Raw genomic sequence first — 25,765 nt, 5'->3', positions numbered from 1 at the left:
ATTAAGACGATTTTTTTGTTCGAACTTTTGGTAAAATTTTTGAAAGAGGCACGCTTTTTTCACGTGTCCATGTTGTTTCATCTTCTGGATCGAACTGATCTAGAAAATTGATGACCTCTTTTGTGATTGGAGTAGGGGTAGATGCGCCTGCCGTAACAGCTACGGTTTTCGCGTTCATCAACCATTCGATCTGAAGCTCTGAGATGTCACCGATACGATATGCCTCAGTGCCGGCAATCTCCATTGATACTTGAGCTAAACGGTTTGAATTGTTACTTTTAGGATCTCCTACTACAATTGTAACATCTGCTTCACCTGCTTGCTCGGCTACAGCTTCTTGGCGAACTTGTGTAGCTAAACAAATTTCCTTGTGAACTTCAGCGTGCGGATATTTTTCTTTTACCTTTTCCATTACTTCTGCAACGTCCCACTGACTCATTGTTGTCTGATTTGTTACAATGATTTTCTCACGTTGAATATTTAAATCGGCTACGTCTTCTGCTTTTTCAATTAAATGAACGATATCTGGTGCGATACCAAGTGCACCTTCTGGCTCAGGATGATTTCGTTTTCCGATATAAATAACGTCATAGCCTTCTTTTTCTTTTTGGCGAATAAGGTCATGGGTTTTTGTAACATCCGGACATGTAGCATCGATTGTTGTTAAGCCTTTTTCTTTTGCTCGTTCTTTTACTTCTGGAGATACTCCGTGCGCAGTAAAAATAACGGTTCCTTCATTTATTTGGTCTAAGATTTCCAGGCGATTAGCACCGTCCAGTGTGATAATGCCGTCCTCTTCAAACGCATCTGTAACGTGTTTATTATGAACAATCATTCCTAAGATATAGATTGGTCGAGGCAATGATTTATCTAAAGCGGCGTTTCGTGCAATGACCATTGCGTCTACTACACCATAACAATAGCCGCGCGGTGCAATTTTAATAACTTTCATTTCAATTTCCTCCTCATCATAATCCTGACGAGCAATTCAACTCGCTTCTATTATATAAAAGAGGAAGGAAGAATACAAAGATATTCTTTTTTTATTCACTGTATTTCCTTAAGGAATCAGCAGATTTATCAAATATAAAGTTTTGGTTTAGACACCCGATCTCTGGATGAATGTTCAATTTCTTCTTCAAAGAAATCCAGCTCATCATCGGATGAATCCGTGCTTTCTACGCCTGCTGATAAAACCTTACTGTCTTTACTTTCATCAGTTTCAGAAACCTCTGTTCCTTCTGCTTCGAGTACTTCATCTGTGTCATCACTTGAGCGCAAGGCCTGATAGATTTTCCATAGAGAAGGAGCATTTTTGACAAGAGGTCCGTATTGTTGAATCATAGGTCCCATCGTTTCCGCTGCTTTTAGTACTCGCTGAACATTCCCTATCATGGAGCTCAAGTTAGCAGGGTTCGTTAATCCTTGCAAACCTCCAAGCAGGGAAGAAGAGTTAGTCGCTCCTGCAGCACCTTGGGCTCCTGAAAGTCCAGAAAACAAAGAACCTCGAGGAGCAGCTGAAGCTGCTTGTTGAAATGGTATGTTTCTATTTCCGCCTCTTCGGAATAGGCGAGTTAAGAAGTTACCTCCTCCACGGTTCAGGCCTTGCTGATTCGGGTAAAATGATTGTTGAGCATTTGTTTGCTGGGCAAAGTTACGAAACTGCTGTAATGGATTAAATTGGCCAAAGTTACCAAGTTGTTGCCCAAAGCCGTTTTGTGGTGGCATTCCTGGCATCATTCTTCTTTGCATACCGGGTGGAAATGGTGGTCTTCGCTGTAGCAAAGGACGCACCTCCTTTAGTAAAGTAGATTTTCTTTTACTATCGTATGCAACTCGCGATAAAATGTTTTTGAAACAGGTAATAAGTTTTAGTAATATGAATGAGAAGTAGTCACAGAAGGAAAAATCGATTATAATCATATATTGTGCCTTAAAAGATGAACGTGAATGTAAAAAAGGAGACTATTATGGAAAAAACAAACTTTGAACGTTTTGAGTTTCAACCATTTTTAATAGAAGCAATTAAACAATTAGGTTTTTATCAGCCTACAGAGATTCAGGAGCGCTTAATTCCTTCCGTTTTAAAAGGGGAAAGTGTAATTGGTCAGTCGCAAACAGGGACGGGCAAAACACACGCTTATTTATTGCCTTTACTTGAAAAGGTAGACCCTAAAAAAGAAGAAGTACAAGTTGTGATTACTGCTCCAACTCGTGAGCTTGCTTCTCAAATTTATCAAGAAGTATTAAAGCTAACAAAACACAGTGCTGAAGGAGAAGAAATTTCAGCAAAATGTTTTATCGGCGGTACAGATAAGCAGCGTACAATCGACAAATTAAAGAAGCAGCCTCAAGTTGTTGTAGGAACACCGGCTCGTTTGTTTGATTTAGTAAATGAAAAAGCGTTAGTTGTGTATACAACAAAGGCGTTAGTAGTAGACGAAGCTGATTTAATGCTTGATATGGGATTTTTAGAAGATGTGGACCGTTTGGCAAGCAATATGCCTGAAAAATTACAGATGCTTGTTTTTTCAGCAACTATTCCTGAAAAATTAAAGCCATTCTTAAAAAAATACATGGAAAATCCAAAATTTACGCATGTTTCGCCGAAGCAAGCAGCAGCAGCTAAATTAGAGCATGTATTAGTTCCACTGCGTCACCGTAACAAGTTTAAGCTACTGCATGATATGCTTATTTCGTATAATCCTTATTTAGCTATCGTCTTTACAAATACAAAGAAAATGGCGGACGAAGTAGCAGATGATCTGCTGTCTAAAGGCTTAAAGGTAGGAAGAATTCACGGAGACTTATCTCCTCGTGACCGTAAGAAAATGATGAAGCAAATTAATAATTTAGAATTTCAATACGTAGTAGCGACAGATTTAGCAGCTCGCGGTATTGATATTGAAGGAATTTCACACGTCATTAACTTTGAGCTTCCTTCAGATCTAGATTTCTACATTCACCGCGTAGGACGTACAGCTCGTGCCGGTCATTCTGGAATTGCTGCTACAATCTTCGATGTGGAAGATGAAGATGCAGTAAATAAGCTGGAGAAAATGGGAATCGAGTTTGTAAACAAAGATCTTCAAAAGCAAGAATGGGTTTCCATCGATGACCGTAACCGCCGCAAAAAGCGTGTGAAGAAAGCGGATGAAGTGGGAGAAGAGGCACATCGCTTTATTCAAAAGCCGAAGAAAGTAAAGCCTGGCTACAAGAAAAAACGTGCTCGTGAAATTACAAAGTATGTGCAAAAGAAAAAGCGTAGTGAAAGACGCAACAATCGTTAATCGCAATAGGTTAGAGGTGTAAAAAGTAATGTTGAAAATTGGTTCTCACGTATCAATGAGCGGCAAAAAGATGCTTTTAGGAGCAAGTGAAGAGGCAGCTTCTTACGGAGCAAATACGTTTATGATCTATACAGGCGCTCCACAAAATACTCGTCGCAAAAAGATTGAAGAGCTTAATATTGAAGCTGGTCTTTTGCATATGAAAGAGCATGGAATGAAAGATATTGTTGTACATGCTCCCTATATCATTAATTTAGGAAATACAACAAAGCCCGAAACATTTGAGCTTGGAGTAGATTTCTTAACGTCTGAAATTCAGCGCACTCATGCTCTTGGTGCAAAGCAAATTGTTCTTCATCCAGGGGCTCACGTGGGCGCTGGAGCAGATGCCGGTATTCAGCAAATTATCAAAGGTCTAAACGAAGTGTTGACAGCTGATCAAGAAGTTCAAATTGCGCTTGAGACAATGGCTGGAAAAGGAACAGAGTGTGGAAGAAGTTTTGAAGAAATTGCACAAATTATTGATGGCGTGACGCACAATGAAAAGCTCTCTGTTTGTTTTGACACATGTCACGTACATGATGCTGGTTATGATATCGTTCAAGACTTTGACGGTGTATTAAATGAATTTGACAAAACCGTAGGAATACAGCGGATTAAAGTGCTTCACATCAATGATAGTAAAAATGTACGCGGTGCTCGAAAAGACCGCCATGAAAACATTGGATTTGGTGAAATCGGATTTGGTGCACTGAATTATATTGTTCATCACCCAGCATTTAAAGAAGTTCCTAAAATTCTAGAAACTCCTTATGTAGGAGAAGATAAGAAAAATAAAAAAGCGCCATATCAGTTGGAAATTGATATGATTCGTGCACAAAGCTTTGATTCAGAGCTAAAACAAAAGCTTATGTAATTTCATATGTGGTTGAAAGAGGTCATGTCTATAGACATGACCTCTTCTTTTACATCAACTGCTGAAATAATTCGTTCACTCGTCTGGCAGTTTCACGATCTGTTACTTGAGCAATTTGTTTGATTAAATTTCGGCGCTCTTCAAGGTTATAAATATTTACGGGATGCTGTCTAATGACGGATACAAGGGTTTGTGCCTGCTGATCTGTAATGGGGATGTTATATTGTTTGCTATACTTTAAAAGCTCTTTCGGGGTAATGTTGTTTACTTTCTTATTGACAATCTGCTGTACAATTTTCATATGATTACCTCCTCGTCATATACAGTTTATGAATAAAAAAGAAAGATGTGACTATATTGTGTAATAAAACAACATTTTGAGTCGGGTGAACTTACGGAGACAAGAAAGCGAAGGAGTGAAACGGCTTAGTTTACAAATAAAAGACAATCCTGTATACTACATTAATGACTAAATCGTAATGATTCTGAGAAAGTAAATGGGTAACGGAGTATACGATAGAAACCGTGCCCTCTTTTGTATGGAGAAATATAAAAAAAGAATGGTGAGGCGCATATGAATACACCTGATATCATTGAAATTGATCATTTATCATTTCAATATGATGGAGTGAATGTATTAGAAGATATAAGTTTTTCAATTCCAAAAGGAGCTTTTTTGGGTCTCGTTGGTCCAAATGGTTCTGGGAAATCAACGCTAATCAAATGTTTGCTTGGTTTGCAAAAACCATCTCAAGGTGCAATTCGTTTATTTGGAAAAGATCAGAGAAGGTTTAAAGAACGAAGTAAAATTGGATATGTATCGCAAAAAGCGAATAGTTTCAACAGCGGCTTTCCTGCTACCGTTTTTGAAGTGGTTTCCACGGGTCTTACTTCAAAATTAGGTTTGTTTCGCTTCATGAATGCTTCTCATAAACAAAAAGTAAAAGAAGCGGTAGAAGCAGTGGGGATGAGCGAATTTTTAAATCGAAACATAGGAGAACTATCCGGTGGTCAGCAGCAGCGAATTTTTATTGCGCGCGCGCTTGTAAGTGAACCCGAGCTGTTAATTTTAGATGAGCCAACAGTCGGAGTGGATGCACAAAATGTGTACACTTTTTATGAGCTTCTTGAAAAGTTAAATAAAGAAAAAGGAATTACGCTTGTGCTTGTTACTCACGATATTGGCACTGTCTCAGAAAAAGTAACCCACGTTGCTTGTTTAAATAAATTTCTACACTTTCATGGGAATGCCAAAGAATTCGAACAGCTTTGTGAACATGACGTATCTATGTTTTATGGTCATAATGTTCATGTGTTAACCCATGATCATCATCATGGAGGGCAGCACGTATGATAAGCAGTTTATTTCAATTTGAGTTTTTACGAAATGCATTTTTAACCGGTATGATTATTGGCGTCTTAGCTCCTTTATTGGGCACGTTCATCGTAGTAAGACGTCTTTCTTTAATTGCAGACGCGTTAAGTCACGTGACGCTAGCGGGGATTTCTGCGAGCTTGCTTCTTAGTCAGAAAATAGGGTTTATGCAAGGAGTGAACCCCGTCTATTTAGGGATGGTATCTTCCGTTACAGGCGCTCTTTTTATTGAAAAACTTCGAAGCGTCTACAAGCATTACCAAGAGCTGGCTATTCCGATTATTTTATCAGGCGGAATTGGTATTAGTGCAATTTGTATCTCGCTAGCGGACGGTTTTAATAATGATTTAATGAATTATTTGTTTGGAAGCGTAAGTGCGGTGAGTCGTTCGGACCTTTGGACAGTTGTTGTCATAGCCGTATTTGTCATAGCTATTGTCTTTTTCTTATATAAAGAATTGTTTATTTTATCTTTTGACGAGGAGCACGCTTCTGCTTCTGGGATTAAATCGAAGTGGATGCATTTTTTATTTATTGTGATGGTTGCTCTTGTCATTGCTGTATCGATGCGTATCGTCGGTATTTTATTAGTGTCATCTCTTATGACTCTTCCTGTAGCAGCAAGCATTCGCTTAGCTAGAGGCTTTAAACAAACGATTCTGCTTTCGGTGATTTTTGGTGAAATATCTGTTTTAGGCGGATTATTTTCAGCGTACTACTTGGATTTAGCACCAGGCGGTACAATTGTTGTCATTGCTGTTGTTATTTTAATCATATCTATTATGATTAATAAAGGACGGAAGGGGAAACAAAAATGAATTTAACTGAAGCCATTCATTTATTAAAAGATCAAGGATATAAACATACAGGAAAACGTGAAGAAATGCTTGCCTTGTTTTCAAAATCAAATAAGTACTTAACGGCAAAAGATGTATTAGAGTACATGAAGCCTGATTATCCTGGTCTGAGTTTTGATACAATCTACCGTAATTTATCATTGTTTGTGGAGTTAGGCGTACTTGAAATGACGGAGCTTTCGAGCGAAAAGCACTTTCGATTTAAATGTGCAACCGCCCATCATCATCACCACTTCATTTGTTTAGATTGTGGAAAAACAAAAGAAATTGAAGCTTGTCCGATGGAGTATGTAGACGAGGATTTGCGAGGGTACAATATTACAGGCCATAAATTTGAAATTTACGGTCAATGTATAGAATGTAATCAATAAAAAAGAGAGGGCGTTATGCACCTCTCTTTTTTATTTTTGCTGTTCTTTTAACCAGCTGGCTACCCACTGATCTGCTTCTAGCCAATTGTATACGCGAACCACTCCTTTTGGAACAGGTAAGCGATTATAAGGAGTATCAAATAAGATAACGGGAATATTGCATTCTTCACTGATTTCACAAGCATTATCATGTTTGTCTTCAAAAAAGATATCAACATCATATCGTTTTGCTGTCTCAACTTTAAAATGAGAGCCTACTAACTCAATGTGATGAAACGATAGTTCATTTTTTTGAAACCATTCTTCCGTGACGTCCAATAGCTTATCGTGCCTTGCACTAATAAAGAATAATTCGTGCTTTTGATGCCATTTTTGCAAAACCGCTTTTGCATCGTCTGCAAGTGGAGAGGTTTCGTAAATAGAGCGTTCATTTGCTTTAAACCATTTCCCGAGTTCTGCAGGTGATACATTTACAAAAGGGCTGAAATCATATTCTGTAATGTCTTCAAGTGTTAAATTTAAGTTAAAGGCTTTATTTAAATGAGGAACAAAAGTTTCAGGAGAAGTAACAGTTCCATCAATGTCAATTCCAAACTTTTTCGTCAACTACGTGCACTCCTTTAATACGTTTATTCTACTTAGGTGCTTGATTATTCTTGTCTAGTGTAACATAAAGCCCAAAGAGAAACAGTAATACTTTTTATACGCCTTTGGCAAAACGTAATGATCACTGCATGGCCTGGTGATTGCGTCTGTACCTATTTCTTGTAAGAGAGTGAGCAGCTGTATAAGATTGACACTTATAATTTTTCCTCGCATTCAGATACTATAAATGCTCCTTATTTACGAAAGCGAGGGATTAAGCATGGAGAATGAAGAACAAAGGCGTAGAAAAGACGTATATGAAGCTGATTTCATGGAAGAAACTGCAGCTGAAGTGGGCGTTCCTTACCGAGTAGGAGAGCCTCATGCAGAGCGTGAAGTTATAGATATTGATCGCAATCGCAATCATGAAGTCGCTGGACGAGGAGAAGGAACGGGATACGGTCGTTTCGCACTCGTGCTTTCGATTCTTTCACTATTCTTTTTACCAATTATTCTTGGTGCCGCTGGGATTATTCTAGGGTTTATCGCACGCAGAAAAGGAGCACTTACGCTAGGAGCATGGGCAATAGGGATCGGAGTTGTATCGATTATTGTCGGTACGTTTATATTACCGTTCTTTTCATAAAAAAAGCGAGGCGCATATGCGCCTCGCTTTTTTTTGGTTATGATTTAGCTGCAGCTTTTTCAGCTTCTTGCTTTGCGTGATATTCAGCAGCAATTTTATCAATTTCTTTTTTTAGTTCCTCAACCATTGTTTCTTCAGGAACTTTGCGTACGATTTCGCCTTTGCGGAATAGCAGACCTTCACCGCGTGCTCCTGCAATCCCGATATCAGCTTCACGAGCTTCACCAGGACCGTTTACAGCGCAGCCAAGTACCGCTACTTTAATCGGTGCTTTTACAGTTGAAATATACTCTTCAACTTCATTAGCAATGCTAATTAAATCAATTTCAATACGTCCGCAAGTTGGGCAAGAAATAAGAGTTGCAGCATTGGAAGCTAAACCGAATGATTTTAGCAATTCGCGCGCAACTTTTACTTCTTCTACAGGATCCGCACTTAAAGAAATACGCAATGTATTTCCGATTCCTTTAGATAAAATAGCGCCAAGACCTGCTGCACTTTTTACAGTTCCTGCAAATAATGTACCCGATTCTGTAATTCCTAAGTGAAGAGGGTAGTCAAATGCTTGAGCAGCTTTTTCATAAGCTTCAATTGCCAAGTTAACATCCGATGCTTTCATTGAAACGATGATGTCATGGAAATCAAGGTCTTCTAAAATTTTAATGTGATGAAGTGCACTTTCTACCATGCCATCTGCTGTCGGATAGCCGTATTTATCTAAAATACGTTTTTCAAGTGAACCGGCGTTAACTCCAATACGAATTGGAATATTTTTAGCTTTTGCAGCATTTACAACAGCTTCCACTTTTTCACGGCGACCGATATTACCAGGGTTGATACGGATTTTATCCGCTCCGCCTTCAATTGCTTTTAATGCTAAGCGGTAGTCAAAATGAATATCCACAACTAATGGAATGTTAATGCGTTTTTTAATTTCAGGGATTGCATCTGCTGCGCGCTCGTCTGGACAAGCAACACGAACAACTTGGCATCCTGCTTCTTCTAAACGTTTAATTTCTGCAACCGTTGCTTCAACATCATGTGTCTTAGTGGTTGTCATACTTTGAATAACTAACTCGTTGCTGCCTCCGATTGTTAAATCTCCAACTTTAACCGGGCGTGTTTTTGTACGATGTATAATTTCACTCACGTGATAATCTCTCCTTCAAAATGAAATCAAGAATTTGAATTCCTTAATAGAATAACTCTTTATGAACAAAATAACTAGTAGAAAGTACTACCTTAGCTATTTTAACAATGACTATCCCATCTTGACAAGAAGAATGCTGTCATTACTTGTAAATAGGGAACTTATACGTTTTTCCAATTTGAATATCCTCAGGCGCTGTACCGTTATTTAACTTTTTGAAGTCTGTAATCATTTGGTTCATAGAAACCGGTATCGATTTTTTTGTAAGCTCCTCAATGACGGACAAAACTGTATCGCCTGGCTTAATTTTTATTTTTGTATAGGTGGAAGAAGAGCTGGCGGCTTTTGTTTCTGCAGGCTGCGCTTTGCTGACTTGAACTGCTTCAGTAGCAGTGGGAATGGTCCCGTATTTAATGTCGTAGTGACAAATATATCCGATAAAAGCGAAAGCGGCTAATGCACATAGCTTTTTCATTATGCTCCTCCTTCATTCTTTTGCTTATGTGTAAAGCCTATGCTTGTCTTACTTAAATATGATTGGAGAACAAAAATTGAAAGAAAAATTAATGATTGTTTCATTAGGCTTATTGCCTTTAATCATGGTGCTGGGAAATTCCATGCTCATTCCTCTGCTGCCAAGCATTCAAAAGTCACTTCATTTAAGCGGAGTTCAAACCAGTTTGATACTGAGTGCATTTTCGATTCCAGCCGCATTGTGTATCCCTGCTGTAGGGATTTTATCAGACCGGTATGGGCGTAAAAAGTTAATCATATATTCACTCGTCATGATGATAATAGGTAGTGTCATCGCTGCTAGTAGTGCTTCATTCTCTTCTGGAAGCTTTGCTGTGTTGATGGCAGGCAGAGTCATTCAAGGGATTGGAGCTGCAGGTACTACAACGTTGGCAATGGCATTAACTGGAGATGTATTTACAGGGGAAAAAAGAGCAAAAGTCCTCGGGATTTTAGAAGTGTATAACGGAGTTGGAAAAGTGGTTGCGCCGATAATTGGAGCATTGGCAGCACTCGTCGTATGGTATGCCGCGTTTTTTGTTTATCCTTTAGCTGCAGGTGCTGCTTTAGTAGGTATAGTGATGTATGTGAGAGAAGGGAAAACAGGTTCGGATTCAGTATCTGTTCAAGAATATTTAAAGAGAGCCATTGGGATTGTCTATGATAAAAGAAAATCGCTTTTTCCTTTATTCTTTGTCGGGGGATTGGGGTTGTTTTTATTATTTGGCATTTTATATTACTTATCTTTTCTAATAGAGGAAACGTATCATATAGACGGTTTTTTTAAAGGAACCGCTTTTTTATTTCCTCTTGGTGCGATGACGCTCGTTTCTTATTGGACCGGTCAACGCATCAAAACAGATGTAGAGCTCATGAAAAAATTAATGATAGTAGGCATAACTCTTTTATTCCTGATGTTTGGAGTATTAACGCTTATTTATACGCTTCCTGTGCTGATGTTTTGTTTGACAGTCGCCTTTGGCGGCTTAGGATTTGTTCTTCCGTGTATTAATATGATGATTACTTCAGCGGCTTCAGACGAAGAAAGAGGGTTTATTGTATCCATTTATGGAACGGTGAGATTTTTAGGAGTAGCGTTGGGACCTGTTGTTTTTGAAGTGTGGATGCATACTGAAAGGCTGATGTTTGTTTATAGCTTTATTCTGCTCACAGCAGGAGGTTTGTGGGTTTTGTATCAGTTGAAAATTCTTTCTTCTGCAATGGGAAGAAGAAAAGTTGTACAGAAATAAAGAGGCTAAGACTTAACTAAATCACTCCAATCTAAAGGCGAACAAGTGGAATAAATGATTTAGTATGTATCGCTTGTGACACCGCTGTTGATTTCCGTGCCAGGCGTTGCTTTCCGCGGGCGGCCGGTGAGCCTCCTCATCGCATACGCTCCTGCGTTCCGTTTTTCCCGCAGGAGTCTTCGTCTTGCCCTCCAATCACCAGCTAGAAGCAGCCACATACATGAAAACTGCGTTCACCATATCAATAAAAAAATCCGAACGAGTTGAATTCTCTATCAAGAATCTAGATTCCTCGTTTGGATTTTCCTTCAACTAAAATACGTTTGTCCCAGCCTCTTTATTAGGTTTTACCTTTTTTCTTATAGGAACCCTTGTGACGAGCAACAAGTAAATGAAGAATGTTCCTATCCAGTAAAGAGAGCTATGTGTTGCTAGAGACGAAGAAAAAGCTTCAAAAAGCGTATAAAGCAGCGTGAAGGCTACCGTACTATAAGCGCTCAGTGCCCATAGCTGCTTGAAAGGAAGCTGCTTTTTAGTAATGAGTCCAATCAGTTTTCCAAGATAAGCAAGGCAGGTAATAGAAAGGAAGTTTAGTCCAGATGTTAATACGTACAGTAAAAGCATAGCGATAGGGACTAGTATGTATAAAGAAAATTTTTGTTCGTGCAGCAAGTTTAACAGTTCATTTTTATCTTTATGATGCCAGTTTAGCAACTCATATGAATACGTTTGTGTTTGTGAATTAGTCGTGATGTAAATTCCATCCTTTAAAAAACCAATTGCATGAGCAGGGGAATGAAACCGTTCAATAGACTGTGAGGGGTTTAAGATAAAAGCGGTACCGTTTACTTTTTTAGTGAAAGGTTGACTTGACGTAAGCTGTGAGTTTGAAATAGAAAAAGAAGAAACAGATTTCGGAAGATCTGTAGTAGCGATATGATAGCCGTTTACAATCGTCAAAGTCATAAAGAAAAATGTAGGCAGCAAAGAAATAAATGTTAAAAACAGCACAAAGCCAATTGTTTTATTCGTATGCTCAAAGCGAAGCGACCTTATTTTTTTGAAGGAAGTAAAACTCCATGCCATCTTTTTCAGCATGCTCATTGTAAAGCCTCCTCTTATTGAAGATTCTGATTATACCTTATTTTATAGCGAAAATTTAAGGTTTACAATAGATTTTAGAAACCGTTACCAATTAAAATGATGCGGTGGAGCGTTTTGTCACAAGCACATCTTATGCGTATATGTACAGGTTTTGCCGTCATTGTTTTTGGGGATATTACGGACAGCTTGAGGACCGTGCTGTTAATATTGTAGAGGTACACTCGAGAATCATTATTTGAAGAGGTATTCGAAAGTAAAATAAAGGAAGGAATCGTCGTGCAAGGTCTTTCTTTATAGGAGTGATTATTGTATGATAAATAGTAATAATAAAAAGGATAGGTGCGGACATGGCTATTTTATGTTGGACATTAATTATCATTAGCTTTGTTGTATCGTTTGTTGGGTTGGTTTATCCCATCATCCCAAGCGTGCTATTCGTAGCTCTAGGATTTGTTATATACGGTTTATTTTATGATTTTAGCTCCTATAGCTGGTTATTTTGGGTGATACAAGGATTGTTAGTTGTCGCACTTTTTTTAGCAGACTATATAGCTAATATTATTGGTGTGAAAAAATTCGGAGGCACTAAAGCAGGTGTTTGGGGAAGTACAGTTGGGCTGCTTGTGGGTCCGTTTGTCATTCCGGGATTTGGAATTATTTTAGGGCCGTTTATCGGAGCGATTGTAGGAGAACTGATTGTTCATCGGACCACAATTAGCAACGCAGTAAAAATTGGAGTAGGTTCAGTTATTGGCTTTTTTAGTGGCGCTATTTCAAAAGGATTTATTCAACTGCTGATGATTGCCTATTTTTTATACGCTGTTTTAAAATAATATATTGACTTTAGGCTAGAAACATGTTAAATTTTTAATGTCGCTAGTAAATGTTATATTGTTCCACAGTAGCTCAGTGGTAGAGCTATCGGCTGTTAACCGATCGGTCGTAGGTTCGAGTCCTACCTGTGGAGCCATGGCGGTGTAGCTCAGCTGGCTAGAGCGTACGGTTCATACCCGTGAGGTCGGGGGTTCGATCCCCTCCGCCGCTATTTTCCAATTTACGTTTGTGACATACATAATTCATATTGTTCCACAGTAGCTCAGTGGTAGAGCTATCGGCTGTTAACCGATCGGTCGTAGGTTCGAGTCCTACCTGTGGAGCCATGTGGACCCTTAGCTCAGCTGGTTAGAGCAGACGGCTCATAACCGTCCGGTCGCAGGTTCGAGTCCTGCAGGGTCCACCATTTATAGGGTTGGAGGAATACCCAAGTCCGGCTGAAGGGATCGGTCTTGAAAACCGACAGGGGTGTTAAAGCCCGCGGGGGTTCGAATCCCTCTTCCTCCGCCATACTATTGTCTATTCAAAGCTTCTTTTGAGAAAAAGAAGCTTTTTTTATGTTTAAAAGAATAGCGAATGGGAATTAGGTAAATATAAATCATGGATTAGAAACTTTTTATTTGAAACAGTAGGGTAAATTTGCTAATCTAAACGTATATGGTGCTTTTGCGCCAAAATGCTTACATATTTTGAAGGAGGAATTATTCATGGCTTACAAATTACCAGAACTACCTTATGCATACGATGCACTGGAACCACATATCGACAAAGAAACAATGAATATTCACCACACAAAACATCACAACACATATGTTACAAACCTAAACGCTGCTGTTGAAGGCAAAGCGGATTTAGAAAGCAAAAGTATTGAAGAGTTAATTTCAAACTTAGATGCTGTTCCTGAAGATATCCGTACAGCAGTACGCAATAACGGTGGCGGTCATGCGAACCACTCATTATTTTGGACAATCCTTTGCCCTAACGGCGGCGGTGCTCCAACTGGTGAATTAGCAGACGCTATCGCTAGCAAATTCGGCAGCTTTGATCAATTCAAAGAAGAATTTGCAAATGCAGCTAAAACTCGCTTCGGTTCTGGCTGGGCTTGGTTAGTTGTAAACAACGGCGAATTAGAAGTAACAAGCACACCAAACCAAGATAGCCCATTAATGGAAGGCAAAACGCCAATTCTTGGTCTAGACGTTTGGGAGCACGCTTACTACTTAAATTACCAAAACCGCCGTCCAGATTACATTTCAGCATTCTTTAATGTTGTAAAATGGGACGAAGTTGCTAAGCGTTACGACGCTGCAAAATAAGCTGAAGACGTATTCAAGAGCCAGTAAAGTAATTATTACCTTTACTGGCTTTTTTGTTTTCCAATTCTTTTACATATCTCCTTTTCTTTTTCACACACTAGGTGTAGAAGAGAAAAGGAGTTTTTTAATATGGCTTTATTAAAAAAAGTAGTTGGAGATGTAGAAGTTAGTAAAGATTTACTTTTGCTTTTAATTATAGGCGGTCTTTATGCCTTGGCTATTTCAATTTCCAATTCGTTTGTTAACATTTATCTGTGGAAACAATCAGGCGAATTTTCGGATCTCGCTATTTATAATTTAGCGGTAGTGGTGCTTCAGCCGCTTACGTTTATTTTAGCAGGTAAATGGGCCAAACGAATTGACCGTGTTGTGGTTTTAAGGTTAGGTGTATCTTTTTTAGCTGTTTTTTATATCGCTGTATTAGTCAGTGGAGCTAACGCAGCCGAGTATTTAGTAGTGCTTGGTGGACTGCTGGGTATAGGATATGGCTTTTATTGGCTAGCTTTTAATGTGCTAACTTTTGAAATTACAGAACCTGATACAAGAGACTTTTTTAACGGATTTTTAGGGATCTTAAACTCTTTTGCAGGGATGATTGGTCCTTTAGGAGCGGGCTTTGTTATTTCCGCTTTGTATGAATCACTTGGGTATAAAATTGTATTTGGTGTATCTTTGCTATTGTTTATCGGTGCCGTTGTGCTTAGTTTTTTTATTACAAGACGCGCAGCGGAAGGAGTATACAAATTTAAAGAAGTATGGGCTGAAAGAAAAGTCAATAAAGACTGGAATCGAATATTGCAGGCTCATTTCTTTCAAGGGTTGCGTGAAGGTACGTTCATTTTTGTTGTATCCGTCATGGTATTTATTACGACGGGAAGTGAATTAGCTTTAGGAACATATGGACTGGTGAATTCAGCGGTTGCGTTTGTAGGATACTATGTTGCCTCAAGATTTATTAAGCAAAAAAATCGCCTTCGATTTATCTTCACAGGGGGCCTCCTTCTCTATGGAGCAGTCTTTTTGCTTATCTTTAACTTATCGTATCCAAAGTTAATTATATATGCTGTTTGTATTGCCATTGCCTATCCTATTTTGTTGGTTCCATTCATTTCTCTAACATACGATGTGATTGGACGAGCGAAAGACGTTGTTTCAAAAAGAATTGAATACATTGTTGTCAGAGAAGTATTTCTGAATATTGGGCGCGTCGTTTCCATATCTTTGTTTTTAATAGCTGTACTATTTTTTGATGAAGCAAAAAGTATTCCCATTTTGTTAGCTATTGTTGGAGCAGGGCATGCGATCATTTATTTTTGTGTGAGACATATCTCACAGCCTCTGCACAAAAAAGAAACGACTGTTACTCCTCCGGTATTAAATGAAGGAGACGGAGAGTCTCCAGCTTAGAGTATTGTGAGCTCCTTCATTTGTACTATGGAAAATGTCTCGCTTTTCTTTTAGAATAAATACGTTGTGTAAATAGGCACCTGCCAGGTGTCTATTTATTTGCTAAATGTCTGATTTTATGGTGTTATGGTATATATGTTTTATAAAGTGTAGGTGTTGGTATGAAAAAGAAAAAAAGAAGAAAAAGTCACGTGCCTTTTCGTGTGAACTTACTTTTCTTGACCGTATTTGCCCTATTTTCCGTATTAATTTTGCGGTTGGGACTTGTTCAAATTGTGTACGGTGAGAATTACGAACGAGAAGTCGAAAAAACACAGGACGTTACGGTCAGTACGCCTGTTCCTCGAGGGAAAATGTACGATCGTTATAACCGCGTAATTGTAGATAATACCTCTTTAAATACGATTACATATACTCGTTTTCAAGGAAATACAGCTGAAGAAAGGCTGCGCATCGCTAAAAAGTTAGCCACTATGATCGATGTTCCTTACACCACAAATGTGATTGATATTCCAGAAAATAAAAAGAATAAAGATGCTAAAAATGTGGTAAAAATTACAGAACGCGATATGAAGGATTATTGGATTATGCTTCACCCAAAAGAAGCGGAACAGAAAATTACGCAAGCTGATCGCAAAAAAGTTCAAGATGGTGAAATGACTGATGACGAACTGTATCAACGTCAGTTAGACCGCATCTCTAAAAAAGATTTAGAAAGTCTAAAGAGTGATTTAGAAGTTCTCGCTATTAAGCGCCAAATGGAAGCAGGTTACTCTAACACCCCGCAAATTGTTAAGAGCGGTGTGACAAATGAAGAGTATGCCGTTGTAAGTGAGCACTTAGATGAACTTCCAGGTGTTGATACAACAACGTATTGGGATCGCTCATACCCAGAAAACAGTACTCTTCGTACTTTGCTTGGAAATGTATCATCTGCCAACGAAGGACTGCCTAAAGATAAAGTACAGTATTACTTGTCAAGAGGCTATAGCCGAAATGACCAAGTTGGGACGAGCTATTTAGAGAAGCAATACGAAGCTCAGCTCAGCGGTCAAAAAGAAAAAGTCCAATATGTAACAGATAAAAAAGGAAATCTCCTTGATACAATTCAAGTGTCTAAAGGTGAACGCGGCAGTGATTTGGTTTTAACTATTGATATGGAGCTTCAAAAAGCAGTAGAAAAACAAATTACGGACCAGCTTTTAGCCAAAAAGCAAATGAAAGGAACGCAATTTTTAGACCGTGCTTTTGTTATTATGATGGATCCTCACACAGGAGAAATTTTAACAATGGCAGGTAAAAAATACACCATTGATAAGAAGACTGGAGCGCCTAAAATAGAAGATTTTGCATTAGGAAATATTTCAACATCTTATACAATGGGCTCTGTTGTAAAAGGAGCAACGGTTTTAGCCGGCTTAGATTCAGGAGCTATTAAGCCAAACACAGTGTTCGTTGATGAACCGTTAAAAATTAAAGGAACACCGGTTAAAAAATCAGCTGAGGCTGAAGGGTTAGGACCCTTAACGTATTCATCTGCGTTAAAATATTCATCCAACGTCTTTATGTTTAAAACGGTAATGGCTATGGCTGGGTTACAGTATCATAAAAACATGACTTTACCGATTAAACCTGATACATTCAGCGAACTGCGTTCTTACTACAGTCAGTTCGGCTTAGGCGTATCAACAGGCATAGACCTTGATAACGAATCAACAGGTGTCCAAGGCGGAAGCGATGTTCCAGGTACGGCGCTTGATTTAGGAATTGGTCAGTATGATACGTACACGCCGCTGCAGCTTGTTCAATATACTTCTGCAATAGCTAATGGAGGGTATCGCATCAAGCCGCAGCTAGTAAAAGAAATCCGAAAATCAACGATTAAAACCGATGAAATTGGCGGTACGCAGCATTCATTTGAACCTGATGTGTTAAATCGTATTACGATGAAAGAAGAATACATTAAAGATGTTCAAAATGGCTTTAAGCGCGTTACGCAAGAACAAGGCGGTACAGGGTATGCAGCTTTCCATACAGCGAACTATAATCCTGCTGGTAAATCAGGAACGGCACAAGCCTATGAGAAAAACCCAAGCGGAGGGGATCCGATTAAAGTTAATAATTCAAACTTTGTGGCCTTTGCTCCGGCAAATAATCCTGAAATTGCAGTAGCTGTCGTGGTACCATCGGCATTTGTGCCAAGTGCACCAAATACCATTACAAAAGAGCTTGCTCGTTCTGCGCTCGATACGTATTTTGATTTAAAGAAAAAAGGTGAACAAGAAGTAAAAGACCAAGAAGAGAATCAACAGGCTGTCATTGCAAACGACGCCAATTAAAGAGGCTGGGACAAAAGCATATTAGTTGAAGTAAGATCCGAACGAAGTTGATTAAGAATCAACTTTGTTCGGATTTTTTTATTGGTAGGGTGGACGTAGATTTCGTGTATGTAGGTGCTTTTAGCGGTTGATTGGAGGGCAAGGTGAAGACTCCTGCAGGAAAAGCGGAAGCGACGAGGAGGCTCACCGGTCGCCCGTGGAAAGCGAAGCCTTGCACGAAAATCAACAGCGGTATCGAAAGTGATTCATACTGGCTTATTTATCTACTTTACCCATCTTTAGATTGAATTAATTTAGTTATGTCCCTACCTCTTCTTTTTTTGTTATAAATCTTTACATATATGGTTTTTAATTGAATTTAAGGGTCAAAAGAACTAGTTTTTTACCTAAAAAACACGCAGATAGACCTTCGTTTACAAAAGCTTTACATTGAGTTAAAACACAATTAATAGTCGGCTATTATTCTGTAAGTGTAAGGGTTAATAGAAATGATCAAAATAAGGGGAAGCGTTTCGGCTTCTCGTATTTATTTACACTGATAGTAAACAATAGATATTAAATAGACATAGAGAGACTTTTATTGTGCTCAAAACGGTTAAAGACGATGAAGGAGGATTATCCAATGGCAATAACAATGGAATTGACTAACAAAGAAAAAGTAAATACTCCGCAAACAAAAGAAATTGTATATAAAACAAAAGGTTTGAATTTATGGTATGGCAACACACATGCCTTAAAAAATATTGATTTAGACATTCATGCTAACGAAGTTACCGCGATCATCGGTCCATCAGGGTGCGGAAAATCAACATATATTAAAACATTAAATCGTATGGTAGAAATGACTCCAATTGTTCGTACATCAGGTGAAATTAAGTATAGAGGGAAAAATATTTTTGATAAATCGTACCATGTGGAAGAGCTGCGCACGCAAGTAGGAATGGTTTTCCAAAAGCCAAATCCGTTCCCGAAATCTATTTATGATAATATTGCGTACGGTCCAAGAATTCATGGTGTTCGCAACAAGAAAAAACTAGATGAAATTGTTGAAAAAAGTTTACGAGGAGCAGCTATTTGGGACGAAGTTAAAGATCGTTTGAATCAAAATGCGAATGGGTTGTCAGGTGGACAACAGCAGCGTATCTGTATTGCGCGCTGCTTGGCTATTGAACCCGACGTTATTTTAATGGATGAGCCTACTTCTGCACTTGATCCAATTTCAACATTAAAAGTAGAAGAGTTAGTACAAGAATTAAAGAAAGACTTCAGCATTATTATTGTTACCCATAATATGCAGCAAGCGGCACGTATTTCAGATAAAACAGCATTTTTCTTAAATGGAGAAGTGGTAGAGTACGCAGAAACAGATAAAATCTTCTCAATGCCATCTGATAAACGCACAGAAGATTATATTACAGGTCGTTTCGGTTAAGACATACAAGGAGATGGGATGAGTGGTTGTACGCGAAAAGTTTCATGGTGATTTAAAGATATTACGTGAAAAATTATTAGAAATAGGGCGCTTAACGCATGAGGCGCTATCAAAATCAATTGAAGCGTTGCAAACAAGCAACGTTGAGCTGGCGCTAGAAATTATCGACGGCGATTCATACGTGGATGACTTAGAAGAAGAAATTAATGACCTAGCTATCTTACTGATTGCAAAGCAGCAGCCGGTGGCTATCGATTTAAGACGTATCATTGTGGCAATTAAAATTGCTTCGGATGTTGAGCGTATGGCAGATTTTGCGGTTAACGTAGCAAAATCAGCTATACGAATTGGAAACGAAGAATTAATTAAGCCGTTAGAACACGTAAAGAAAATGCATGATATTTCGATTGAAATGTTGAGCCTTTCGTTAAAAGCTTATCACGAGGAAGATCTTGTGTTGGCTAAAAAAGTAGCGGAAATGGACGATCAAGTGGATGAGCTTTACGGAATAACAATCAAAGAACTTTTAAGTCTTGCTAAAGAAAAGCAGGAGGCTATGAACCAAATTACGCAGCTTTTATTTGTAGCCCGCTATTTAGAGCGTATGGCTGATCATACCACTAATGTAGCAGAAAGCGTATTTTACCTTGTAAAAGGCAAACGCTACGACTTAAACGAATAGTAGAAAAACCTCTTCTAATAAGCGAAGAGGTTTTTTTGTTAGTAAATTATAATTACTACGTTAACCTGAATTTTTAACATAAATCGACAAATTGCGTTTATTGTGGCAACTTTTTCTGAATGGTAAGATGTTAATAAGTTTATACGGCATTTATATGTAGAAAAAACATTCTAAGAAACGAAGTGATAAAACAGTGGCTGCTAATCTTATTCAAAACTTAAATGTGTGTATAGCTACTCAGCTTGACTCATCTCGTATTTATGTTCACTGGTCGTTTTCTGAGCATATTCGAGAGATGGTAGAAAGTATGTTTTCAACACGGTGGGAAGAATTGAATCTAGCTATGTGTACGTATGATATAACAGGTCTTCATTTTAACGGCCATGAATCAAACCGCTATTATATGAAGGGTCTTACTCCTAAGCAAGACTTCATGTTTATGAACAGCTTGGAAAGTGAGCGCACGTATGTAATAGATATTGGTATTCAAGATAAAGAAGGAAGTTTTTTTTCCCTTCTTCGTTCGAATCCAGTTTATTTGATGAAAGAACAACATGAACAAGTGAATGTAACTTCGTTAGGCTGGATGTACAAACCTGTAAAAGTTTACCAGGGTGTTCAAAATGAATTTAGCACATATTCCTTATATTCAAATGACTTGGAGCAGGTGAAGAAGCAATATGAATAGTGATGACTGTATTCTTTTAACTTATATGCATTGTCCGTTGCTACATGTACTTCAAGCAGAGAGTGAGTATCCGCTGTTTGAACAAGTAACGAACGAATTCATCCCTTTTTTAGATCAAATTGAGTCTAAGAAATTGATAGGTGCAACAGCTGTGATGTCTTGTGTGTTTTCGAACGCATTAAACGACGAGGAGTTTAACACTCGTTACGCTCAATATTTACACCAGTTTTCAAGCCGGCAGCATCAGAGAGCACTCACTTTTTTAAAAAAGTGGGACGGGAGCTTGTTCTCAGCCTGCAAATATTTCTTTCAGCATGACATGATGGAATGTATTCCTACTACCGTAACGAACGCGTTCGTTTCCACCCTTAAAACCGAACAAACATTAAATCTCCAAATTACAGAAGCAATACGTGTTTTTCAACAGTTTTTTGAAAAAAAGCCCGTCGGTTTTTTTATACAGCAAGGAGAGTATACTCATCAAGTAGATATGCTCCTAAAATCTCATGAAATACGCTATACCTTTGTGAAGTCATCAACAGATGAACTAAAAAAGTCGCCTGCTGGCATTATCTTGTTCCCATATCCTAAGCAAGGAAAACAAGTTGAGGAAGGAGCAATGAATAAAGCGAGCGCTGTTTTGGATTTGAAGGCTAAGGACACGCTTGGCTTTCAGCGAATGCAAGCAGTAAGCGGTACATTTCAATATCCTTTAGATTACGCGAGGGATATAGAGTTTCATCAAAACGAAACTCTTGCACTCTACGGTGCAACAAAAAGCGCCGAATTTGTCAGTGAGAACAATCAATTGTTTATTTCAACCGTACAGAAGTCAGAGGCGATGCTAGATGTTATCGATTCTAAACATCCTAGCGTGGTGAATGCTATCTACCGACAGTGGCTCCTTTTAAGTAGCAGCGATTGGCTTTATAATTTTGAAAAAGTCAGAGATGAATACGAAAGGCAAGTAAAACTATTTGATTTTCTTTGTCACGAAGAGAATCCAAGGATGGATAGCGAAAACAGTTTTCTTTCAGGAAGTTCTTTTTTATACCCTACAAAAGGGATAGAGCCGGCGGCTTTATCAGTAAATCAATATAAAGGTGGTCTCTCCATTTTAATGCTTGCATGGGAATTCCCTCCTCTAGTTATCGGAGGACTTGCACGACATGTATTTGATTTATCCAGAGCGTTAGCAAAGGCGGGTCATCACGTTAATGTATTAACAACGTATGTAGAGGGGCTGCCGGAATATGAGCGTTTATACGGTGTTCACGTTTACCGAGTTAAAAGCCTGCAGCCTCATCATCCGGATTTTTTGACATGGGTAAACAGTTTGAACGTGGCTATGGCTCTTAGAGGACTGCAGTTAGGCTACAAGCTGTCTTTTGACGTTATTCATGCTCATGACTGGCTTGTTGCCTCCGCTGCAAAATGTTTAGCAGATAAAACGGATAGACCGCTAATTACGACCATTCATGCGACAGAACATGGGCGCAATAATGGTATTCATAATGACATGCAGCAGAAAATTCACTTGCAAGAAGAGGAGCTGATTCGACAATCAAGCTCAATCATTGTCTGCAGCGACTATATGAAGAAAGAATTAATCACTTTATTTCACGTAGAGCAAGATAAAATTGCTATATTTCCAAATGGAATTGACAAGCAGCTGGTAGTCGACGCAGTAAATGAGCGGCTAAAAGAAAGTTTACAAAAGAAATATAATTTTAGAAAGGCCCCTATTATTTTTTCAATTGGACGAATTGTATATGAAAAAGGATTTCAGCTATTTATTGAAGCAGCGGAACTATTTAAGAAAAAACAAATAGATGTTCAATTCGTTGTGGCAGGAAAAGGGCCTTTACTTCATGAGTTTCGAACACAGGTAAGTGAAAAGCAATTAGACAAATACGTGTATTTTATTGGATACATTACCGATAACGAACGAAATCAGCTTCTTCAAGCTTGCAAAATGGTTGTTTTTCCAAGTCTATATGAACCTTTTGGAATTGTGGCTTTAGAGGGGATGGTAGCCAAGAAGCCAACTATCGTTGCTGATACAGGAGGTCTAAGCGATATTGTTTCACATTTCGACACGGGCCTGACGTTTGCCCGAGGAGATACGCTCGAATTAATCAATTGTATTGAATTTTTGTTAAAAAATGAAAAAACGGCTGCAAAAATCAGCGAAAATGGGTATAGAAAAGCAACAACTATGTTTAGCTGGGAAAAAATCGCTATTGATACAAGTAAGCTGTTTCAACATCACATTTGCCAGGATAAAAAAAGGAGGGAGGCAAAAAATTGAAAGCCATTATACTTGCTGGCGGTAAAGGAACAAGACTGCAGCCCTTGACCTATACGATTCCAAAGCCTATGCTGCCGCTTTACGATAAACCTGTGATGGAATATAGCATTGAACTGCTTAAGAAACATGGAATTACAGAGATTGGGATTACGCTGCAGTATAGGCATGAACAAATTATTGAATACTTTGGGGATGGCTCTCAGTGGGGAGTGACGCTTACTTATTTTATTGAAAAAGAGCCTCTTGGAACAGCGGGCGGAATTAAGCGAGCAGAGGCCTTTATTGAGGAAGACTGTATTATTATTAGTGGAGATGCCTTAACAGAAATTAATCTTCAAGACGTTATTCATTTTCATTATGAACAAAAAAGCGAAATGACCATTGTTACAAAAGAAGTAAACGACGTGCGGGGTTATGGAGTGGTGACGATAGATGAAGGGCATCGAGTCACGGGATTTGTAGAGAAACCGACCTACGAACAGGCCAATAGCCGATTGATTAATACGGGAGTGTATGTGATCAAAAAATCCGTTCTTGATTACGTGAATTCTTATGGTCCTACAGATTTTAGCTTTGACATTATCCCGCTTCTTTTGGAATATAATCATACTGTGTGCAGTTTTGTAACGGAAGATTATTGGATTGATATTGGGCAAATCCACCATTATCGTCAAGCACACTATGATTTATGGAGGAAGTGGTTTGGCAATAGACAGGAAAGTATTGTCTCAGATGACGCGCTTATAGAAGAAGGGGTGACTATTTACGATCCGGTTTACGTAGGAGAAAATGTTGTGATTAGAAAAGGTGCTTCAATTGGTCCTTACACGATTATCGGAACCAATAGTATCATAGAAGCACATTCTGCAATCGATAAAACGATTTTGCTTCAAAACGTAACGGTGGGGGCAGAATCGTTTTTATACAACGCTACGATAGGTCCCTATGTAAATGTTCAAGCAATGACTACGTATGTCCAAGATACAGTAGCTGAAAATCAAGTGCTACCTCAACTTTCTGTAAAACCAGATGTTTCTATCTTCAAAAACGGTCGCCTGTATGTACATTCATCTGTTGATCGAGAAAGACTATACAATGCGTTATTACTTGTATGCAAACACCAAGGGTCGTTCTGTCTAGCAAGCGATGATGAAGGAGAAGCCATTCAACTTCGTAAAGAATGCTTTTCTTTTTTACGGAGTAATCATTCAGCTGTGTATGATATTAAAAAAGAAGCTCTTCCGGTATTTCGATATTACATGATGACTTCGCAAGCGAGCATTGGTATTTATATTGGTGTGGATAGCAAAAACAGCGGCCTCTTTTTAGAAATATATGACAAGAAAGGGCAATTAGTTAATCAGCTTATTGAAAAAAAGATTGAGCGGATGTACCTTCAAGCTAAAAAAGCAAACATAACAACTTCTGTTTCACTTAAAGAAACAAGCATAGGAAATATCAGGGAAGAATATTGTGATGCTTTAGTAAAATCAATTAATCAGCATGTTTTATTAGAAGACAGTACGCGTATTGGCGTGATTTGTTCGCCGTTTATACAGAAAGTTGTCGAATTATTATGTAAGCGTCTTCGTGTCCACGTTTTATTTTTAAAAAAATGGGAGAAAACAGAAGAAATCAAACGAATAATTAAACGAAATAAGCTGTCTTTTTGTATTCAGATTAAAGAAGATGGAGAAACATTTGCTTTATATGATGAAAAAGGCTGCATCGTAAATGACTCAGAAATTATGTCGCTTTATATTTATAGCGTATACATGACAAAAAAAGTAGCATTCGTTCCTATTCCTATACACTATTCATCCACACTAGAAACATTTGCTCAATCTCTCAATCAATCATTTATGAGGACAAAAGCAAAAAAACGTGATTTGCTTAGTCTGTTGGGGCCCGTTCAATTTCAGTTAGATGCTATGTACGCTTTATGTCAGCTGATCGAATTAATTATGGTGCAACAGCGGAAAATTTCTGAAATGATTCAATATGTCCCGCACGCTTATATGAACTGGCGGTATATTTCATGTCCGCTAGAAATTCAAGAACAAGTGATGAAGAAGCTATTAGAAGAAGCAATCGGTAAACAAGTGTATGTCATTGATGGCTTAAAAATTTACCATGATCCCCATGAATGGACGCTTATTTTGCCTGATGGTCACTTGCCTGTATTAAATATTTATTCAGAGGCGTTAAACACTCAGACTGCCAAGAAGCTGTCGGCATATTTTGTAGAAAAAATACAAGAGTATCAAAGAGTGTAAATAATGGATTTTATTTAAAAGAAAGAAAGTACGCCTCTCATAAAAAGAGTTCCGCTTATTTCAGGAAACTTCATCTATATATAAGGCGTAGCAGAGAAGGAGCTCAGGGCTCTAAGAGGAAAGAAAAAGTGAAGAAATGAAATTAAATGACTTTCTTCAAAAAAACAGACTGGCATTTCCTTTCGAAAAATGATATTATATTAAAGTCTGATTTATGTTTATAATGTTTGGAGGGAAAATAGATGCGCGTAAACGTTACATTAGCTTGCACTGAAACTGGTGACCGTAATTACATTACAACTAAAAACAAGCGTAATAACCCAGATCGTCTTGAGTTAAAAAAATACAGCCCAAGACTTAAAAAAGTTACACTTCATCGTGAAACAAAGTAAGCAGTAGGAGTACAATCCTGCTGTTTTTTTT

General features: G+C 38.3%; 24 protein-coding genes and 5 tRNA genes. 22 read left to right on the top strand and 7 right to left on the bottom strand.

The genetic code is table 11. The annotated features are described in order from the left end of the window. Window position 1: 1 nt before the first annotated feature. Together ACN6NE_RS07270 and ACN6NE_RS07265 are read right to left on the bottom strand one after the other, a co-directional pair. A complete protein-coding gene (locus ACN6NE_RS07270; RefSeq protein WP_014458200.1) occupies window positions 2-952 on the bottom strand; it encodes a 4-hydroxy-3-methylbut-2-enyl diphosphate reductase in 951 nt (316 codons plus the stop codon). Between the two features lie 128 nt (window positions 953-1,080). Further along, window positions 1,081-1,794 (bottom strand): YqfQ family protein, encoded by a 714-nt coding sequence (locus ACN6NE_RS07265; protein ID WP_240702489.1) that lies wholly within the window; start codon window positions 1,792-1,794, stop codon window positions 1,081-1,083. A 176-nt stretch (window positions 1,795-1,970) separates the two neighbouring features. Here ACN6NE_RS07265 and ACN6NE_RS07260 point away from each other — a divergent pair, with 176 nt between their 5' ends. Both ACN6NE_RS07260 and ACN6NE_RS07255 read left to right on the top strand, forming a co-directional pair. After that, window positions 1,971-3,290, top strand: a complete 1,320-nt coding sequence (locus ACN6NE_RS07260; protein ID WP_013059212.1) for a DEAD/DEAH box helicase — start codon at window positions 1,971-1,973, stop codon at window positions 3,288-3,290. A gap of 28 nt (window positions 3,291-3,318) precedes the next feature. Continuing rightward, the gene (locus tag ACN6NE_RS07255; RefSeq protein WP_474324987.1) at window positions 3,319-4,206 is read left to right on the top strand and encodes a deoxyribonuclease IV; all 888 of its coding nucleotides are present in this window, start codon (window positions 3,319-3,321) and stop codon (window positions 4,204-4,206) included. Window positions 4,207-4,255: 49 nt separating this feature from the next. On the opposite strand, the gene ACN6NE_RS07250 is transcribed toward ACN6NE_RS07255, so the two are convergent. Further along, a complete protein-coding gene (locus ACN6NE_RS07250) occupies window positions 4,256-4,507 on the bottom strand; it encodes a DUF2624 domain-containing protein (RefSeq protein WP_129704801.1) in 252 nt (83 codons plus the stop codon). 273 nt (window positions 4,508-4,780) lie between these two features. On the opposite strand from ACN6NE_RS07250, the gene ACN6NE_RS07245 reads away from it, so the two are divergent. The 3 genes from ACN6NE_RS07245 to ACN6NE_RS07235 are packed head-to-tail and all read left to right on the top strand — an operon-like array spanning window position 4,781 to window position 6,809. Further along, window positions 4,781-5,560, top strand: a complete 780-nt coding sequence (locus tag ACN6NE_RS07245) for a metal ABC transporter ATP-binding protein (protein ID WP_013059209.1) — start codon at window positions 4,781-4,783, stop codon at window positions 5,558-5,560. Continuing rightward, entirely contained in the window at window positions 5,557-6,399 is an 843-nt protein-coding gene (locus tag ACN6NE_RS07240; protein WP_013059208.1) for a metal ABC transporter permease, read from the top strand. Before ACN6NE_RS07245 ends, ACN6NE_RS07240 begins: the two co-directional genes overlap by 4 nt. Beyond that, a complete protein-coding gene (locus tag ACN6NE_RS07235) occupies window positions 6,396-6,809 on the top strand; it encodes a Fur family transcriptional regulator (RefSeq protein WP_013059207.1) in 414 nt (137 codons plus the stop codon). Before ACN6NE_RS07240 ends, ACN6NE_RS07235 begins: the two co-directional genes overlap by 4 nt. A 30-nt stretch (window positions 6,810-6,839) precedes the next feature. Here ACN6NE_RS07235 and ACN6NE_RS07230 read toward each other — a convergent pair whose 3' ends face one another. Further along, window positions 6,840-7,415, bottom strand: coding sequence for a 5' nucleotidase, NT5C type (locus ACN6NE_RS07230; RefSeq protein WP_013085038.1), 576 nt, complete (start codon window positions 7,413-7,415; stop codon window positions 6,840-6,842). 259 nt (window positions 7,416-7,674) lie between these two features. Here ACN6NE_RS07230 and ACN6NE_RS07225 point away from each other — a divergent pair, with 259 nt between their 5' ends. Continuing rightward, the gene (locus ACN6NE_RS07225; RefSeq protein WP_013059205.1) at window positions 7,675-8,040 is read left to right on the top strand and encodes a G protein-coupled receptor family protein; all 366 of its coding nucleotides are present in this window, start codon (window positions 7,675-7,677) and stop codon (window positions 8,038-8,040) included. 37 nt (window positions 8,041-8,077) lie between these two features. Here ACN6NE_RS07225 and ispG read toward each other — a convergent pair whose 3' ends face one another. Both ispG and ACN6NE_RS07215 read right to left on the bottom strand, forming a co-directional pair. Next, window positions 8,078-9,181 carry a flavodoxin-dependent (E)-4-hydroxy-3-methylbut-2-enyl-diphosphate synthase gene (gene ispG, locus ACN6NE_RS07220; RefSeq protein WP_201763664.1) on the bottom strand — a complete coding sequence of 368 codons (1,104 nt, stop codon included), beginning with the start codon at window positions 9,179-9,181 and terminating at the stop codon, window positions 8,078-8,080. A gap of 151 nt (window positions 9,182-9,332) precedes the next feature. Then, window positions 9,333-9,665: a hypothetical protein gene (locus tag ACN6NE_RS07215; RefSeq protein WP_013059203.1), complete on the bottom strand. Its 333-nt coding sequence runs from the start codon at window positions 9,663-9,665 to the stop codon at window positions 9,333-9,335. 76 nt (window positions 9,666-9,741) lie between these two features. Between ACN6NE_RS07215 and ACN6NE_RS07210 the strand changes: the two genes are divergently transcribed. Then, on the top strand, window positions 9,742-10,953 hold the full coding sequence (locus tag ACN6NE_RS07210) for an MFS transporter (protein ID WP_129704797.1): 1,212 nt from the start codon (window positions 9,742-9,744) through the stop codon (window positions 10,951-10,953). A 312-nt stretch (window positions 10,954-11,265) separates the two neighbouring features. Here ACN6NE_RS07210 and ACN6NE_RS07205 read toward each other — a convergent pair whose 3' ends face one another. Then, window positions 11,266-12,057 carry a DUF1189 domain-containing protein gene (locus ACN6NE_RS07205; protein ID WP_129704795.1) on the bottom strand — a complete coding sequence of 264 codons (792 nt, stop codon included), beginning with the start codon at window positions 12,055-12,057 and terminating at the stop codon, window positions 11,266-11,268. A 347-nt stretch (window positions 12,058-12,404) separates the two neighbouring features. Here ACN6NE_RS07205 and ACN6NE_RS07200 point away from each other — a divergent pair, with 347 nt between their 5' ends. From ACN6NE_RS07200 to rpmG, 15 genes are all read left to right on the top strand, one after another. Then, window positions 12,405-12,890 carry a DUF456 domain-containing protein gene (locus ACN6NE_RS07200; RefSeq protein WP_116073674.1) on the top strand — a complete coding sequence of 162 codons (486 nt, stop codon included), beginning with the start codon at window positions 12,405-12,407 and terminating at the stop codon, window positions 12,888-12,890. Between the two features lie 62 nt (window positions 12,891-12,952). Next, window positions 12,953-13,027, top strand: a tRNA-Asn gene (locus ACN6NE_RS07195). Window position 13,028: 1 nt separating this feature from the next. Further along, window positions 13,029-13,102: transfer RNA gene (locus ACN6NE_RS07190), tRNA-Met, on the top strand. 40 nt (window positions 13,103-13,142) lie between these two features. Then, window positions 13,143-13,217 (top strand) — tRNA-Asn (locus tag ACN6NE_RS07185). Between the two features lie 3 nt (window positions 13,218-13,220). Next, window positions 13,221-13,297, top strand: a tRNA-Ile gene (locus ACN6NE_RS07180). An 11-nt stretch (window positions 13,298-13,308) separates the two neighbouring features. Then, window positions 13,309-13,401 (top strand) — tRNA-Ser (locus tag ACN6NE_RS07175). A 197-nt stretch (window positions 13,402-13,598) separates the two neighbouring features. Continuing rightward, on the top strand, window positions 13,599-14,207 hold the full coding sequence (gene sodA / locus ACN6NE_RS07170) for a superoxide dismutase SodA (protein WP_013059198.1): 609 nt from the start codon (window positions 13,599-13,601) through the stop codon (window positions 14,205-14,207). A 129-nt stretch (window positions 14,208-14,336) separates the two neighbouring features. Beyond that, entirely contained in the window at window positions 14,337-15,614 is a 1,278-nt protein-coding gene (locus ACN6NE_RS07165) for an MFS transporter (RefSeq protein WP_474324982.1), read from the top strand. A gap of 161 nt (window positions 15,615-15,775) precedes the next feature. Then, a complete protein-coding gene (locus tag ACN6NE_RS07160; protein WP_129704789.1) occupies window positions 15,776-17,953 on the top strand; it encodes a peptidoglycan D,D-transpeptidase FtsI family protein in 2,178 nt (725 codons plus the stop codon). 634 nt (window positions 17,954-18,587) lie between these two features. Beyond that, the gene (pstB, locus tag ACN6NE_RS07155; protein WP_438616512.1) at window positions 18,588-19,385 is read left to right on the top strand and encodes a phosphate ABC transporter ATP-binding protein PstB; all 798 of its coding nucleotides are present in this window, start codon (window positions 18,588-18,590) and stop codon (window positions 19,383-19,385) included. 22 nt (window positions 19,386-19,407) lie between these two features. Continuing rightward, window positions 19,408-20,067, top strand: coding sequence for a phosphate signaling complex protein PhoU (gene phoU, locus ACN6NE_RS07150; protein ID WP_013059193.1), 660 nt, complete (start codon window positions 19,408-19,410; stop codon window positions 20,065-20,067). A gap of 193 nt (window positions 20,068-20,260) precedes the next feature. Further along, on the top strand, window positions 20,261-20,755 hold the full coding sequence (locus tag ACN6NE_RS07145; protein ID WP_129704785.1) for a DUF4912 domain-containing protein: 495 nt from the start codon (window positions 20,261-20,263) through the stop codon (window positions 20,753-20,755). Beyond that, complete coding sequence (locus ACN6NE_RS07140) at window positions 20,748-23,066, top strand: glycosyltransferase (protein WP_129704783.1); 2,319 nt, start codon at window positions 20,748-20,750, stop codon at window positions 23,064-23,066. The genes ACN6NE_RS07145 and ACN6NE_RS07140 overlap by 8 nt, the downstream gene beginning before the upstream one ends. After that, window positions 23,063-25,342 carry a sugar phosphate nucleotidyltransferase gene (locus ACN6NE_RS07135; RefSeq protein ID WP_474324979.1) on the top strand — a complete coding sequence of 760 codons (2,280 nt, stop codon included), beginning with the start codon at window positions 23,063-23,065 and terminating at the stop codon, window positions 25,340-25,342. Before ACN6NE_RS07140 ends, ACN6NE_RS07135 begins: the two co-directional genes overlap by 4 nt. A 242-nt stretch (window positions 25,343-25,584) precedes the next feature. Beyond that, on the top strand, window positions 25,585-25,734 hold the full coding sequence (gene rpmG / locus ACN6NE_RS07130; protein WP_013059189.1) for a 50S ribosomal protein L33: 150 nt from the start codon (window positions 25,585-25,587) through the stop codon (window positions 25,732-25,734). The last annotated feature ends 31 nt before the right edge of the window (window positions 25,735-25,765 follow it).

It is taken from the genome of Priestia sp. 53B2, assembly GCF_056099005.1.
Note: the sequence above shows the minus strand (reverse complement) of the source record. Positions and strands in the feature narration are given on the sequence as shown.